At 66.4% G+C, this 13,978-nt stretch carries 15 protein-coding genes; 8 read left to right on the top strand and 7 right to left on the bottom strand.

The genetic code is table 11. From position 1 onward, the window contains the following. Positions 1 to 11: 11 nt before the first annotated feature. The 3 genes from gatC to AC5ZFO_RS10420 all read right to left on the bottom strand — a co-directional run bounded on the left by gatC (position 12) and on the right by AC5ZFO_RS10420 (position 2,625). The gene (gene gatC / locus AC5ZFO_RS10430) at positions 12 to 299 is read right to left on the bottom strand and encodes an Asp-tRNA(Asn)/Glu-tRNA(Gln) amidotransferase subunit GatC (protein ID WP_084807678.1); all 288 of its coding nucleotides are present in this window, start codon (positions 297 to 299) and stop codon (positions 12 to 14) included. A gap of 77 nt (positions 300 to 376) precedes the next feature. After that, positions 377 to 1,453, bottom strand: coding sequence for an NAD(P)H-dependent flavin oxidoreductase (locus AC5ZFO_RS10425; RefSeq protein ID WP_282520903.1), 1,077 nt, complete (start codon positions 1,451 to 1,453; stop codon positions 377 to 379). Positions 1,454 to 1,602: 149 nt separating this feature from the next. Next, a complete protein-coding gene (locus AC5ZFO_RS10420) occupies positions 1,603 to 2,625 on the bottom strand; it encodes an NAD(P)H-dependent flavin oxidoreductase (RefSeq protein WP_282520904.1) in 1,023 nt (340 codons plus the stop codon). Between the two features lie 100 nt (positions 2,626 to 2,725). Between AC5ZFO_RS10420 and AC5ZFO_RS10415 the strand changes: the two genes are divergently transcribed. Beyond that, positions 2,726 to 3,616 carry a LysR family transcriptional regulator gene (locus AC5ZFO_RS10415; protein WP_282520905.1) on the top strand — a complete coding sequence of 297 codons (891 nt, stop codon included), beginning with the start codon at positions 2,726 to 2,728 and terminating at the stop codon, positions 3,614 to 3,616. 186 nt (positions 3,617 to 3,802) lie between these two features. Beyond that, entirely contained in the window at positions 3,803 to 4,738 is a 936-nt protein-coding gene (locus AC5ZFO_RS10410) for a cyclase family protein (RefSeq protein WP_282520906.1), read from the top strand. 64 nt (positions 4,739 to 4,802) lie between these two features. On the opposite strand, the gene AC5ZFO_RS10405 is transcribed toward AC5ZFO_RS10410, so the two are convergent. Then, complete coding sequence (locus tag AC5ZFO_RS10405) at positions 4,803 to 5,018, bottom strand: hypothetical protein (protein ID WP_028155062.1); 216 nt, start codon at positions 5,016 to 5,018, stop codon at positions 4,803 to 4,805. 46 nt (positions 5,019 to 5,064) lie between these two features. Between AC5ZFO_RS10405 and ruvX the strand changes: the two genes are divergently transcribed. Both ruvX and AC5ZFO_RS10395 read left to right on the top strand, forming a co-directional pair. Then, a complete protein-coding gene (gene ruvX / locus AC5ZFO_RS10400; protein ID WP_282520907.1) occupies positions 5,065 to 5,550 on the top strand; it encodes a Holliday junction resolvase RuvX in 486 nt (161 codons plus the stop codon). A gap of 4 nt (positions 5,551 to 5,554) precedes the next feature. Next, positions 5,555 to 6,478, top strand: a complete 924-nt coding sequence (locus AC5ZFO_RS10395; protein ID WP_282520908.1) for an AEC family transporter — start codon at positions 5,555 to 5,557, stop codon at positions 6,476 to 6,478. Between the two features lie 131 nt (positions 6,479 to 6,609). On the opposite strand, the gene AC5ZFO_RS10390 is transcribed toward AC5ZFO_RS10395, so the two are convergent. Together AC5ZFO_RS10390 and AC5ZFO_RS10385 are read right to left on the bottom strand one after the other, a co-directional pair. Continuing rightward, entirely contained in the window at positions 6,610 to 7,374 is a 765-nt protein-coding gene (locus AC5ZFO_RS10390; protein WP_282520909.1) for a CPBP family intramembrane glutamic endopeptidase, read from the bottom strand. 54 nt (positions 7,375 to 7,428) lie between these two features. Beyond that, complete coding sequence (locus AC5ZFO_RS10385; RefSeq protein ID WP_282520910.1) at positions 7,429 to 8,178, bottom strand: M15 family metallopeptidase; 750 nt, start codon at positions 8,176 to 8,178, stop codon at positions 7,429 to 7,431. Between the two features lie 239 nt (positions 8,179 to 8,417). On the opposite strand from AC5ZFO_RS10385, the gene AC5ZFO_RS10380 reads away from it, so the two are divergent. The 4 genes from AC5ZFO_RS10380 to AC5ZFO_RS10365 all read left to right on the top strand — a co-directional run bounded on the left by AC5ZFO_RS10380 (position 8,418) and on the right by AC5ZFO_RS10365 (position 12,667). Continuing rightward, a complete protein-coding gene (locus AC5ZFO_RS10380; protein WP_014494716.1) occupies positions 8,418 to 9,365 on the top strand; it encodes an aspartate carbamoyltransferase catalytic subunit in 948 nt (315 codons plus the stop codon). A 5-nt stretch (positions 9,366 to 9,370) separates the two neighbouring features. Next, positions 9,371 to 10,672: a dihydroorotase gene (locus AC5ZFO_RS10375; RefSeq protein WP_282521219.1), complete on the top strand. Its 1,302-nt coding sequence runs from the start codon at positions 9,371 to 9,373 to the stop codon at positions 10,670 to 10,672. Between the two features lie 47 nt (positions 10,673 to 10,719). Continuing rightward, positions 10,720 to 11,316, top strand: coding sequence for a glycerol-3-phosphate 1-O-acyltransferase PlsY (gene plsY / locus AC5ZFO_RS10370; protein WP_028150656.1), 597 nt, complete (start codon positions 10,720 to 10,722; stop codon positions 11,314 to 11,316). 148 nt (positions 11,317 to 11,464) lie between these two features. Next, positions 11,465 to 12,667 (top strand): patatin-like phospholipase family protein, encoded by a 1,203-nt coding sequence (locus AC5ZFO_RS10365; protein WP_282520911.1) that lies wholly within the window; start codon positions 11,465 to 11,467, stop codon positions 12,665 to 12,667. Here the strand turns inward: AC5ZFO_RS10365 and AC5ZFO_RS10360 are convergent. After that, a complete protein-coding gene (locus AC5ZFO_RS10360) occupies positions 12,659 to 13,903 on the bottom strand; it encodes an amidase (protein WP_282520912.1) in 1,245 nt (414 codons plus the stop codon). The two genes, AC5ZFO_RS10365 and AC5ZFO_RS10360, sit on opposite strands and share 9 nt — an antisense overlap. Between the last annotated feature and the right edge of the window lie 75 nt (positions 13,904 to 13,978).

Here is a 13,978-nt window from a genome sequence, read left to right as displayed (position 1 = left end):
GAATTGAGATGTTACTCGACGACCTTCGGCACCAGGAAGAAGTGACCTTCGGTCGCGGGCGCGTTGGCAACGATATCGTCGGCGATCTCGCCGTCATTGACCAAATCCTGCCGCTTCTTCATCTGCATCGGGGTGACCGAGGTCATCGGCTCCACGCCCTCGACATTGACCTCCGAGAGCTGCTCGACAAAGGCGAGCATGGCGTTGAGCTCACCCTGCAGATGCGGAACCTCGTCCTCGGAAACCGCAATGCGCGCCAGATGCGCGATGCGGCGGACGGTAGTGGCGTCGACGGACATTATATAAGGCCTCTCACGGCAAAATCTAACTGCCGTATAGCAGAGGCCGGTTTTGCGCCGCAACCGGCGGCGGGACCTTAGCCAGCCAGTCCCTTGATGCGGGCCAGGGCCGATTTGGCAAAATCCCGGGTCAATTCGGCCGCGGGGACCTCACGGCCCAGGGCCACGGCCTGGCCGGCCCAGAGATTGGTGAAATCCACCCTGCCCTGTTTTTCGGCAGCCGCCTTGAGCGGCCCCAGCGCGGTCGCGGCATGGGGAAACGGCGGCGCCTCGGGCGAGATCGGGCCGGCTTCGCGCATCAGGCGGTTCTGGACGCCGCGCGCCGGACGCCCGGTCATGACATTGGTGATGACGGTGGAATCGTCCCGCGCTTCAGCCAGCGCCTTGCGCCCGCCCGCGCTGACCTTGGATTCCGGGCAGCGCAGATAGGCGCTGCCGATCTGCACGCCGGATGCGCCGAGCGCGAAGGCTGCGGCGATGCCGCGCCCGTCGGCGATACCACCGGCCGCGATCACAGGCACCTTCACGGCGTCGGCGACCTGCGGCACCAGCGCAAAGGTGCCGGGCTGCTCGGAGATCTTGTCGGTCAGGAACATGCCGCGATGGCCGCCGGCCTCGGCGCCTTGCGCAATGACGGCATCGACGCCGCGCTCTTCCAGCCAGACTGCTTCCTTCACCGTCGTGGCCGACGAGATGACGAGGCAGCCGGCCGCCTTGACGCGCTTGAGCAGCGCCTGCTCGGGCAGACCGAAATGAAAGCTGACGATTTCCGGCTTCAGCTCCTCGACGACCTCGCAGAAGGCGGCGTCGAACGGCGCACGGTTCGCGGCGTTGATGGGCGCGGCGGGATCGAGACCGTGCTCGGTGTAATAGCCCGCGAGCCGCTGCTTCCAGCGCGCTTCGGCTTCAGCGGTGAGGTCAACCGGCGTGTGGCAGAAGAAGTTCATGTTCACCGGCGCCTTCACGCGCTGGCGAATGATGTTGACCTGCTCGCGCGCCTTCTCCGGCGACAGCAACGCGCTCGGCAGCGAGCCGAGCCCGCCGCCCTCTGCCACGGCGATCACCAGCTCGGCATCCATCACACCGGCCATCGGCGCCAGCACGATGGGGAATTCGGTCTTGAAGAGATCGATCAGTCGACGGTCAGGCCACATGGTGCGTCTCTCTCGTTAGTTCGTTCTCACCCTCCCTTGGAGGGGGAGGGTCGATCGCGCGAAGCGTGAGCGGGGTGGGGTGACAGTCTCTCCATTGAGACGCTGCCCGAGTGGAGAGATCACCCCACCCCGCCACGCATTTCGCTTCGCTACATGCGTAGCGACCCTCCCCCTCCAAGGGAGGGTGAAAGAATCTGCGGCGCTGTCACGGAATTCCGACCGCCAGCCAAAAGCTGCTCCGCTTCAATCGCAATCCGCTCCACGATCTCGGCCGCCGGTGCAATATCATGAATCAATCCGACCGCCTCGCCCGCGATCACCGCCGCGACGTCGAAATTGCCGGCGGCCTTTGCCGCGACATAGTCCGCCGCGACTGCGGCAACATTCTGCATCAGCTCGACCTCGCGGCCGATCCAGCGCCTAGCATGGTCGTTGACCAGACACCTTCCCGTGAACGGCGCCGGCCAGACATTGTTGCGCGAGAGATCGAAGATGATGCCGCGCACGGTCGTGCCGCTGTTCGCTGCGCAGATACGCCGCTTGGCCTCCTCCGCGCCATCAGCCTCCTGGCTCGCATAGAAGCGCGTGCCGAGCAGCACGCCGCTCGCGCCCAGCATCATCATGGCGGCGAGACCGCGCCCGTCGGCGATGCCGCCGGCCGCGACGACAGGCACGTGGCCCGCGGCAAGGTCGACGATTGCAGGCACGAGATCGGCGGTGGTGCGGGAGGCGCCGTGACCGCCCGCCTCCGTGCCCTGCGCGATCAGGATGTCGGCGCCGGCATCGAGCGCCTGCCGCGCCATGGCTTCGTCCTGCACCTGGCAGATCAGGCGTGCGCCTGCGGACTTGATCTTCGGCGCGAATGGCGCGGGATCGCCAAACGACAACATGATCGCAGACGGTCTTGCGGCAAGAGCGACATCGAGCAGCTCGGGCCGCTTGGCGAGGCTCCAGGTGATGAAGCCGATCCCGAATGGCGCCGACAAGCGCGCGAGCTTCGCAGTCTCCTGCTCCAGCCACACCTTCTCGCCATAGCCGCCGCCCAGAATGCCGAAACCGCCGGCACGGCTCACAACCGTCACAAGCCGGCTGCCGGCAACGATGTCCATCGGCGCCAGCAGGATGGGATGCTCAATCTCCAGCAGCCTGGTCAGCGACGTCTCAATGGGCATAGCCCCTCCCTGATCTGGACAGGGAGACTAGGCGCGACTAGCATTCTCGAAAAATGAATTGTTGCGAACGCTGCCATCACAAAAGCGAAACGACGCCACCATGGAACTCAGCGATATCCAGACCTTTGCCGCGGTCGCTCGTACCGGCGGCATCACCCGCGCCGCCGAAGAGCTCAACACGGTGCAATCCAACGTCACCCAACGCGTGAAGGCGCTGGAAGCGGAGATCGGCACACCGCTGTTCGAACGCCACAGCCGTGGCATGACGCTGACCGGCGCCGGCAAACGCCTCCTCCCCTACGCACAGCGGATGGCCGCGCTATCACGCGAGGCCGTGCTCGCCGCGCGTGACGACGGCGAGCCGAAGGGACCGCTCGCGATCGGCTCGATGGAGACGACCGCAGCCGTGCGGTTGCCGTCCCTCCTCGCCGATTTCCACCGCAACTTCCCTGCCGTGCGGCTGAGCCTGCGCACCGCGACCACCGCCGACCTCGTCGCGGGCGTGCTCGAAGGCACGCTCGACGGTGCCTTCGTCGCGGGTCCCATCGCACATGCCGACCTCACTGCGACGAGCGCGTTTCGTGAAGAGCTGGTGCTGGTCAGCGCGCGGCGCTGGGCCTCGCTTGCCGAGCTGCGCGCCGGCACGCCGGAGTCCGGTCCGACCGCGCTGGTGTTCCGCACCGGCTGCACTTACCGCCAGCGTCTCGAACAGATCTTTGTCGAGTTCGGCTGGCCGTCGGCGGCACGCTTCGAGCTCGGCACGCTCGACGGCATGATCGGCTGTGTCGCCGCCGGCATGGGCGTGACGCTGCTGCCGCGCGCCGTGGTCGAACGCAGCGCGATGGCCGGCAGCGTGTCGATCCACGCGCTGGGCCCGTCACATGCGCGCGTCGAGACGCTCTTCATCCAGCGCAGCGGCGGACATCAATACAGCGCGCTCAGCGGTTTCATGTCCTGCCTGAAGAAAGACAACGACGTCATCGCGGCCTGACGCCGGCGCAGTGTTCCACGCGACGAAATTCGTCACAATCCATCGCGCTTGAATCAATCTGCGCTGCGTTCAGCCGCCGCAGCGCAGCACTTCGAAAAGCTTTGAAGCACGCATCCGTTCTACGTTAGGATGAGTCGCTGGCCAGCGCGAAAACATAACGAAGCCAAAACATCGGGAGGACTAACGATGCGCAATACGCTCGTGTTGTGCTGTGTCGCCGCGTTGTCGGCGATATCAGGAACTGCAAGCGCACAAGACTGGACCAAATCGAAATGGGGACCGAACGACGAGATCGGTGCCGCCAACTACATGACGCCTGAGCTGGTGGTGAAAGCGGCATCGCTGGTGAAGACCGGCAAGACCTACGCCCTCGGCATTCCCGTCACGCCCCAGACGCCCGCATATCCGCCGCGCACGTTCAAGCTCACCATCGTTCAGCCGGGACAGGCGGGCAGCCCGGGCCTCGGTCCGAACAAGGCGACCTATAACGACGACATCCTCGACACGTGGGTCGGCATCGGCAGCCAGCTCGACGGTCTCGGCCATCTCGGCGTCGAGCACGTCTATTACAACGGCAACAAGCTCGCCGATTTCGCCGATCCGAACGGGCTGAAGAAACTCGGCATCGAAAAGGTGCCGCCGATGGTCACCCGCGGCGTGCTGCTCGACATGGCCGCCTATTTCAAAACCGACATCGTGAAGGAAGGCACCGCCTTCAACGTCAAGGAGATCGAGGAAGCCGCCAAGCAGCAGAACGTCGAGATCCGCCAGGGCGACGTCGTCATCTTCCACACCGGCTGGCTCAGCCTGATCGGCAAGGACGACAAGCGCTACTCGGCCGGCGAGCCCGGTCTCGGCGTCGAAGGCGCGAAGTACCTGACCGGCAAGGGCGTGGTCGCCATCGGGGCGGACACCTGGGCGCTCGAGGTGCTGCCGTTCGAGTCCAAGAACGTGTTCGAGGTGCACCAGATCCTGCTCGCGATGAACGGGACCTACATTCTCGAGAACATGGACACCGCCGCGCTCGCCAAAGACAAGGGCTATGAATTCCTGTTCGTGCTCGGCCAGCCGCGCTGGACCGGCGGCGTGCAGGCGATGATCAACCCGATCGCCATCCGCTGACCGATACGTCGACCCGGGCGGGGATCCGCCTGCCACCCGGCAGGCCCCTCGCCCGGCCTCTCCGTCACCGCGGCCTGAGATGCCAGCGCCGCAATGCAACGAAGGCCCAGATCGCCTCGACGAGGCCAAACGGCCAGGCGCCTTGCAGGAAGCCGTAAGCCGAGCCGAGCGCGCAGGACACTGCGAACAGCAGCACGAACCAATGGCTGCGATCCTCCAGGGCATAGCAGACCAGCATCGCCGTCACGGCGAACAGACCGAATAATGTCAGCGCATCCATGTTCCGGGTTCACTCCGCAGCGCGACGCGTGATAAGCGCTAGTCCCATGCCGGCTCTTATCCTGCCCCTGATCGATGCTGCAACCCACTGGCCCGAACGCGGCGGGTTGGTCGGCCTTGACCTCGGCACCAAGACCATTGGTGTTGCCGTGTCCAATCCGGACCGGCGGTTGGCGACCGGCGTCGAAACCATCCAGCGCAAGGCGTTCAAGCAGGACGCGGCGCGGTTGCTCGCGATCGCGGCCGAGCGCAAGGCGGTCGGCTTCGTGCTCGGCCTGCCCATCAACATGGACGGCAGCGAGGGCCCGCGCGCGCAATCGACCCGCGCCTTCGCCCGCAACCTTGCTGGGCTGACCACACTCCCCATCGGCCTCTGGGACGAGCGTCTGTCGACCGCCGCGGTCGAGCGCGAGCTGATCGGCATGGACGTCAGCCGCGCCAAGCGCGCCGAGGTGATCGACGAGCACGCCGCGATCTTCATCCTGCAAGGCGCGCTCGACCGTCTCGCCAATCTTCGCGGCGGAACTGGCTGACGCCATGGCCGTCGTGATCGCGGGGCTGCTGCCGGTCTTCATCCTCATCGTGCTCGGCGTGGTGCTCAGGCGCACCCTGATGCGGCTCGACACGCAATGGCACGGGCTGGAGCGGCTGACCTATTTCGTGCTGTTCCCGATGCTGCTGATCCAGACGCTGGTGAAGGCCGACCTCTCCAGGGTGCCGGTCGCCGGCGTCGGCGGCGCGCTGCTGCTGTCGGTGCTCGCGATGTCGCTGCTCTGCCTCGCGCTCCGCCCGGCGCTCGCGCGGTTCGACATCGACGGCCCCGCCTTCACCTCGATCTTCCAGGGCGCGACGCGCTGGCAGACCTATGTCGCGCTCTCGGTGTCCGCCAACATGTTCGGCGATGTCGGACTGGCGCTGGCCTCGGTGGCGATGGTCGCGATCATTCCGCTGGTCAACGTGTTCAGCGTCGCCGTGCTCGCGCATTATGCATCGCCCGAGAAGCAATCGGCGCGCGCCATCGTCATGACGGTGATCCGCAATCCCCTGATCTGGGCCTGCGTGATCGGCCTCTTCATCAACGTCATTCATTTGCCGCTGCCCAAGATCTGGCATGATGTGGCGGACGCGCTGAGCCGGTCCTCGCTCGCCATCGGCCTGCTCGTCACCGGTGCCGGCCTGCAGCTCAACGGCCTGCTCCGCCCGAGCGTCAGCGCGACGATCGGCGTCGCGTTCAAGCTGGTCCTGATGCCCGTGCTCGCGCTGGCGCTCGCCGCCTGGTTCGGGCTCTCGGGCGACAGCCTGGCGATCGTCGCAATCTGCGCGGCGGTGCCGACCTCGCCCAGCGCCTATGTGCTGGCCCGCCAGATGGGCGGCGATGCGCCGCTGCTGGCGCAGATCATCACGCTGCAGACGATCTTGGCGGCAATCACGATGCCGATCGCGATCGCGCTGGTGGCTTAGAAACGCGTCATTGGCGCGCACCTCCCTCACCTCGTCATTGCGAGGAGCCCTTGCGACGAAGCAATCCAGACTGTCTCTGCGGAACGATTCTGGATTGCTTCGCTACGCTCGCAATGACGGAGTATGGGGCCTCAGCTCCCCAGCCACATCGTCAGCACCACCGCCGTCAGATTGTTCAGCGCATGCAGCAGGATCGTGAGCCAGAGCGAGCTGGCGCGATAGCGCATGTAGCCGAACCACAGGCCGATGGAGAAGACCTCGGCGAGGAAGTACATGTCGTACTGCAGGTGCACGACCGTCCACACCAGTGACGACAGGATGATCGCGCCGGGCACGCGCAGGAAGCTCGCCGACCAGCCGCGAAACAGGAAGCCGCGCGCCAACACCTCTTCCGACATCGGCGCAGCGACACTGAACGCGAACAGCAGCATCACAGCCGCGCCCTTGTCGCGGCCCGATTTCAACAGATCGGTCATGAAGCCCGGCGTCGCCTCGCGGCCAAGGCTCCGCGACATCGTCTCCCAGGCGACCACGATCAGGACAAGCCCGATGGCGCCGAACAGCATTTGCTTCCAGGACGGCCAATGCAGCGCGAGGTAGTCGACGAACGAGGCCTTCTTGATGCGGATGGCGAGCCACACCGCGGCCAGCGTCGCCGGCAGGCCCATGGTCACCGACAGCGCGAGCGCCGCGGGCTCGCGACCGACACGCTGGATCGACATCAGGTCGAGGGGATCGCCACGGTCCCAGACCAGGTAGAGGATAGCACCGACCTGGCCGAGGAACATCGCGACGAAGATGAGCAGGCCCCACACCGCCGTGCCCCAGAATTTCCAGACGCGCGGCGCGGCTGGCGTCACGGTCATCGGCGGGAGATCGGGATTGAGGGAGTCCATTCAAGCGCTTTCGTTGGGACGGCACCATCATTCCGGGGCCGTTCGCACGACGATCTACTTCGTTCGCGGCGGAATCGGGAAATCATAGGCCGCCCCGCCCGCCCCCGGCAGGGAAAAATGCCACCACTCCTTCGCATAGTTCACAAAGCCTTGCTTCGCCATCGCGGCCACCAGCCGCTTGCGCCAGGCGCGCTGGTCCGGATTGATCGACGTTACAGCGGTATGCCCCTTCGCGTCCGTGCAGTCGTAGCCCGTGCCCATGTCGACGCTGCCCTCCGGCAATCGCGCCTCGACCGGCGCCGTGCAATCGGCATAGGCTTTTGATGGATCGTATCTGGCGGAATTGTCAGCCTTGAGATCGACCAGCGTGAGATCGAGCGCCGCGCCCGTGGAATGCTGCGAGCGGCTCGCGATGTAGCCGAGGCGGAACAGCTCGCTCTTCGGGATCTTCGGATTGTAGCGCCGCCCGGCCGCCGTCTCGCGGCCGTTCTGCGACCACTTCACCATGTCGAGCGAGGCCCGCGCCGGCCGGTAGCAGTCGAACATCTTCAGCGACAGGCCTTGCGCCGCCAGCTCCTGCTGAACCGCCTTCAGCCGCAGCCCGACCTCGCGCTGCACCACGCATTCGCCGGCGCCGTAGCCGGCCAGCGGACGGCCGACGAAATTGTTCGAAGTGGCGTAGCGGATGTCCTGGATGATGCCGGGATCGATGTCGCGCAGATAGACGAAGCCGCCGGGAAGCGATTGGGCGTGGGCGGTGCTGATCACGGTTGCTGCCAAGAGCGCGGTCAAAATTGTATTCAACTGGAGCCCCCCACATCGTCATGGCCGGGCTTAGCCGTCTGAAGGACGGCGTCGCTTCCGCTCGCCTATGCCCGGCCATCCGGCCTTTTACGTCAAATGCGAATGAAGCACGTGGATGCCCGGGACAAGCCCGGGCATGACGGAGAGGGTGAGCCCGCACCGACAGATCAGGGGATAACTCCCCGCCCCGGCATTGGCCCTTGCTCCCCCTGCCATCCCCGCCTATAGCTCTCGTTTTAATGACATCGAAATCGACCTTCGTCCTCGGCCACCGGCATTTGCTGGGCATCGAGGGCCTTTCCGCGGCCGACATCACCGGCCTCCTCGACCTGTCCGAAGAATATGTCGAGCTCAACCGCCAGGTTGACAAGAAGCGCACCGTCCTGCGTGGACGGACGCAGGTGAACCTCTTCTTCGAGGCCTCCACCCGAACCCAGTCCTCGTTCGAGCTCGCCGGCAAACGGCTGGGCGCCGACGTCATGAACATGTCGGTCTCCTCCTCGTCCATCAAGAAGGGCGAGACGCTGGTCGACACCGCGATGACGCTCAACGCCATGCATCCGGATATCCTGGTGGTGCGCCATCACGCCTCCGGCGCGGTGGAACTGCTGGCGCGCAAGGTCGACGGTTCCGTGATCAATGCCGGCGATGGCGCGCACGAGCATCCGACGCAGGCGCTGCTCGACGCGCTGACCATCCGCCGCAACAAGGGCCGGATCGAGGGCCTCGTGGTCGCGATCTGCGGCGACGTGCTGCATTCGCGTGTGGCCCGTTCCAACATCATCCTGCTCAACACCATGGGCGCCCGCGTCCGCGTCGTCGGCCCTTCCACGCTGCTGCCCCCAGGCATCGAGCGCATGGGGGTCGAGGTTGCGCGCGACATGCGCGAAGGGCTCAACGGCGCCGATATCGTCATGATGCTGCGGCTCCAGCGCGAGCGCATGAACGGCTCCTTCGTGCCGTCGACCTCCGAATATTTCAACTATTTCGGGCTGGACCAGAAAAAGCTCGCTTACGCCAAGCCAGACGCTCTCGTCATGCATCCCGGCCCGATGAACCGCGGCGTCGAGATCGACACCGCGGTCGCCGACGGCGCGCAATCGCTGATCCGCGAACAGGTCGAGATGGGCGTGGCGGTACGGATGGCCGTGCTCGAAGCGCTCGCCCGCAACTTGCCGAACGCGTGATGCTCATGCTGACTGACCGCCGCCCCATCCTGCTTGCCAACGCCCGCGTCGTCGATCCCTCCAGGGATTTCGACGGCCCCGGCGATGTCCTGATTGCCGACGGCATCATCCGCGAGACCCGTCGCGGCATCGGAGCGGCCGGCGTCCCCGAGGGCACCGACGTCGTCAACTGCGCCGGCAAGATCGTGGCCCCCGGCCTGGTCGACATGCGCGCCTTCGTCGGCGAGCCCGGCTTCAGCCACCGCGAGACCTTTGCCTCCGCGAGCCAGGCGGCTGCGACCGGCGGCATCACCACCATCATCTGCCAGCCCGACACGTCTCCGGTGATCGATAACTCGGCGACCGTCGACTTCGTGATGCGCCGCGCCCGCGACACCGCGATCGTCAACATCCAGCCGATGGCCGCGCTCACCAAGGGCATGCGCGGCGAGGAGATGACCGAGTTCGGCCTGTTGAAGGCCGCAGGCGCCATCGCCTTCAGCGACGGCGACAGAAGCGTCACCAACGCCCAGGTGATGCGCCGGGCCCTGACCTATGCGCGCGATTTCGACGCGCTGATCGTGCATTACACCGAGGATCCCGATCTCGTCGGCGAAGGCGTGATGAACGAGGGCGAGTTCGCCTCGCGGCTCGGCCTGATGGGCATCCCGAACGCGGCGGAAGCCGTGATGCTGGAACGCGACATGCGCCTCGTCGCGCTGACCGGCGGCCGCTATCACGCGGCCTCGCTGTCCTGCATCGACTCGCTCGACGTGCTGAAGCGCGCCCGCGACGCCGGGCTCGCCGTCAGCGCCTCCGTCTCGATCAACCATCTTGCGCTCAACGAGAACGACATCGGGCCCTACCGGTCGTTCCTGAAGCTGTCGCCGCCGCTGCGCACCGAGGACGACCGCCGCGCGCTGGTCGCGGCGGTGGCCTCCGGCCTCGTCGACGTCATCATGTCCGACCACAATCCGCAGGACGTCGAGGTCAAGCGCCTGCCGTTCGCCGAAGCAGCCCCCGGCGCCATCGGGCTCGAGACCATGCTGCCGGCGGGCCTTCGCCTCGTGCACAACGAGGAACTCGACCTGAAGACGCTGATCCGGGCCATGTCGACGCGGCCGGCCGAGATTTTGGGTCTGCCGGGTGGAACCCTGCGCACGGGCAGCCCGGCCGATGTCATCGTGATCGATCCCGATGTGCCCTGGATCGTCGATCCCGCCGACCTCAAATCGCCCTGCAAGAACACCCCGTTCGACGAGGCCCGCTTTACAGGCCGCGTGGTGCGCACCATTGTCGGCGGACGGACGGTGTACGAGCATGTCTGACGGGCAAATTCATGCGTGGCGTCTCGGTTCAGCATGGAGCTGCGGCCATGGGGCTTGAAGCCTTCCTGCCTGTGGCCTTCGTCATCGGCTACCTGCTCGGCTCGATTCCGTTCGGGCTGGTCCTGACCAGGCTCGCCGGCACGCAGGATATTCGCTCGATCGGCTCCGGCAGCATCGGCGCCACCAACGTGCTGCGCACGGGACGCAAGAGCCTTGCCGCGGGCACGCTGCTGCTCGACGCGCTCAAGGGGACGGTCGCGGTGGTGATCGCCGGCTACATCGCGGGGCCCAATGCCGCCATGGTCGCCGGGCTCGGCGCCTTCCTCGGCCATCTCTTCCCGGTCTGGCTGAAGTTTAGAGGCGGCAAGGGCGTCGCCGTCTATATCGGCATCCTGCTCGGCCTGTTCTGGCCCGGCGCAGTCGTGTTCTGCCTGCTTTGGCTCGCCACCGCCTTCACCACCCGCTACTCCTCGCTGTCCGCGCTGGTGGCAGCGTTCATCACCCCGATTTTCCTGTGGTGGTTCGGGCACCTCGCGCTCGCATCGCTGTTCGCCGCGCTGACGCTGCTCTTGTTCTACGCGCATCGCGAGAACATCAAGCGCCTGCAATCGGGCAAGGAAAGCCGGATCGGCGAAAAGGCCTAAAGCCGGAAAAAGTCCGGATACCGCCGCAACCCTTCCGCATTATATGCCAAATCCTGTTCGCAACTCTCAGCTCACTCTCAGCGAGAGTGGCGAACAGGTTCCATGCCTGTCATCCTGACACAGAAGTGGCGTTACGCGGTTGCTCAGAATGAGCGGGAAGATTGTCGGCGCGCATGACGGGCCTGGTTCGCACGGTGCTTCCAGCACCGCGGCAAGCCGGCTGCTCTCGATGACCAATGTCTGGTCCGACGCGCCCTCGCCGCTGCCGACGCCCGAGCCTGCTCCCATTCCCCCGCCGGTGACCCAGCCTGCGCCCGTCGCGCAAGCCGCAGCCCGCGTCGAGATCGTGACCATTGCCGCGCCGGTCGCGCCCGCGCAGCCGCACTCCGGCCAATGGCCTCCGCAAAAACTGTCGCTGGCCCTTCAGGGCGGCGGCACCTTTGCGGCCTTCACCTGGGGTGTGCTGGAGCGGCTGCTGGAAGAGCCGTCGATCGAATTCGACACCATCAGCGGCGCCAGCGCCGGCGCCATCAACGCGCTGCTGCTCGCCTCCGGCCTTGCCGAAGGCGGACGCGAAGGCGCCCGTTCGCGGTTGAACCGGTTCTGGGCCCGCCTGATGCACGAGGCCTCGTTCCGCTCCTTGATGCTGGTCGGCGGATTCTCGCCGGCGGGAAGCTCGGTCGCGTTCGGTCCGACGCTGCGCTCCGGCCAGTTCGATCCGTTCGATCTCGATCCGCTGCGGCAGGCGCTGTCGCGCGACATCGATTTTGCCGCCTTGCGCGACGCGGCCTGCCCAAAACTGCTGATCGCCGCGACGCGAATCCGCGATGGGCAGCAGCAGATCTTCCGCAACGATTGCATTACCGCCGACGTCGCGCTGGCCTCGACCTGCCCGCCCTTGGTTCACTGCGCCGTCGAGATCGACGGCGAGGCCTATTGGGATGGCGGCTTTGGCGGCAATCCGCCGCTGGTGCGCCTGGTGCAGGAGTCGACAGCGTCCGATCTGCTGCTCGTCCAGGTCACGCCCACGCGCGACAGCTACGTGCCGATCACGCTCGCCGCGATCGACCGCAGGCTCGACCAGATTGCAGCCAACGCCGCCCTCAACGCCGAGATCGCGGCCCTGGAATGGGCGCGAGCCACGGCCGCACCTTCGCTGCGGCTCTCCAGGATCGCGGCCGAAGACTCCGTCGAGGGCCTGGCGCAGCGCTCATCCACCGATCTCGGCCGCGGCTTCATTCGCACGCTGCACCGGAGTGGTCGCGAGGCCGCCGAGCGTTGGCTCGGACAAGGCGCTGTTGGCACCGAGGCCGAACGCGCGCTGCCCGCCACTGAGCCTGCGCTAGCCTGATTTCGCCAGCGCATCCTCCAGGAACCATGCCGCCGCAAGTGCGCCCGGATCGTTGCCGAAGCGCGCGATCACCTGCACGCCGATCGGCAGGCCGCCGACCTTCAGCACCGGCACGTTGACGCAAGGATTGCCCATCAGCGTCCAGAGCCGGTTGTAGCGGGGGTCGCCGGTGGAGGCGAGTTCCTTGGCCGGCGGCGTGCCCGGCGCCGAATAGGTCAGGAGCACGTCGAAACCTTCGAACAGCTCGCCGATCTCGCGGCGGCCGCGACGGCTGATCCGGCGCGCCTCGTCATAATCCTTGGGCGTCAGGCCGACAGTCGCATCGAGGCTGGCACGCAGCATCGGCGCGATCTCGTCGTGACGCTCCGAAAACTCCCAGGCGAGCGCGCGATGCGCCTCGAAGTCCTGGATGATCGGATGGATGCGCCAGGCCTCCTGCACCGCTTCGGGCAGGTTGATGATCTGCACGCTGGCGCCGGCGCGCTCGGCCGCCTTGATCGCGGCTTGCAGCCCCTCTTCGGCGGCCGGCTCCACGGCGCCGGCAAATTCCTGCCGGACCACGGCGATGCGCGGCGCCTTCGCCGCGACGATGCCGGAGAATTCGGTGCGGCCGGTCATCGCGAGCAGTCCGCGCGCGAGATCTTCCGCGCGCGCGCCGAACAGGCCGACCGTGTCGAGCGCCCAGGAATAGCATTTCACGCCGACCGTCGGCAGCATCCGGAACGACGGCTTGATCGCGGCAGCCCCGCAATAGGCGGCGGGCCGGATCACCGAGCCGCCGGTCTGGGTGCCGAGCGCCAGCGGGATCATGCCGGCACCGACGGCCGCGGCCGAGCCCGAGGACGAGCCGCCCGGCGTATGGCCGAGATTGTGCGGATTGAGCGTCGGGGTCGGATCGCGCGAGGCGAACGCCGTGGTCGTGGTCTTGCCGATGATGGTGGCGCCTGCCCGCTTCAGCATCATCACGACCGGCGCGTCCGAGCGCGGCTGCCAGCCACGATAGATCTCCGAGCCCATCTCGGTCGGCATGTTGGCGGTGTCGATGATGTCCTTGATGCCGACGGCGATGCCGCGCAGCGGACCGGTGCCTTGCGCCTTCGCGGATTTGTCGTGACGGACGAAGGCGTGGACGTCCTTCTCCTTGGCCTCGATCGCCGCGTGCGACTGGGCGATGGCGTCATCGGGCGAAAGCTCGCCCGCTTCGATGCGGCGCTGGAGGTCGGCAAGTGAGATCATGGCAATATCCTTCTTATTGCCATCGCTTTTAGCATCGGGGCGAGGTCGCGCAAGCGCACCTGGACGCGGTCGATC

It is taken from the genome of Bradyrhizobium sp. Unk1 (assembly GCF_059512345.1).
This window is presented reverse-complemented; position numbering and strand designations above follow the sequence as displayed.

Coding starts and splice junctions, on each gene's coding strand:
- AC5ZFO_RS10360 (WP_282520912.1), bottom strand. CDS start 13,903: ATGATCTCACTTGCCGACCTCCAGCGCCGCATCGAAGCGGGCGAGCTT.
- plsY (WP_028150656.1), top strand. CDS start 10,720: ATGGGGCTTGAAGCCTTCCTGCCTGTGGCCTTCGTCATCGGCTACCTG.
- ruvX (WP_282520907.1), top strand. CDS start 5,065: ATGCCGGCTCTTATCCTGCCCCTGATCGATGCTGCAACCCACTGGCCC.
- AC5ZFO_RS10380 (WP_014494716.1), top strand. CDS start 8,418: ATGACATCGAAATCGACCTTCGTCCTCGGCCACCGGCATTTGCTGGGC.
- AC5ZFO_RS10395 (WP_282520908.1), top strand. CDS start 5,555: ATGGCCGTCGTGATCGCGGGGCTGCTGCCGGTCTTCATCCTCATCGTG.
- AC5ZFO_RS10425 (WP_282520903.1), bottom strand. CDS start 1,453: ATGTGGCCTGACCGTCGACTGATCGATCTCTTCAAGACCGAATTCCCC.
- AC5ZFO_RS10405 (WP_028155062.1), bottom strand. CDS start 5,018: ATGGATGCGCTGACATTATTCGGTCTGTTCGCCGTGACGGCGATGCTG.
- AC5ZFO_RS10410 (WP_282520906.1), top strand. CDS start 3,803: ATGCGCAATACGCTCGTGTTGTGCTGTGTCGCCGCGTTGTCGGCGATA.
- AC5ZFO_RS10375 (WP_282521219.1), top strand. CDS start 9,371: ATGCTGACTGACCGCCGCCCCATCCTGCTTGCCAACGCCCGCGTCGTC.
- AC5ZFO_RS10420 (WP_282520904.1), bottom strand. CDS start 2,625: ATGCCCATTGAGACGTCGCTGACCAGGCTGCTGGAGATTGAGCATCCC.
- AC5ZFO_RS10365 (WP_282520911.1), top strand. CDS start 11,465: ATGAGCGGGAAGATTGTCGGCGCGCATGACGGGCCTGGTTCGCACGGT.
- gatC (WP_084807678.1), bottom strand. CDS start 299: ATGTCCGTCGACGCCACTACCGTCCGCCGCATCGCGCATCTGGCGCGC.
- AC5ZFO_RS10390 (WP_282520909.1), bottom strand. CDS start 7,374: ATGGACTCCCTCAATCCCGATCTCCCGCCGATGACCGTGACGCCAGCC.
- AC5ZFO_RS10415 (WP_282520905.1), top strand. CDS start 2,726: ATGGAACTCAGCGATATCCAGACCTTTGCCGCGGTCGCTCGTACCGGC.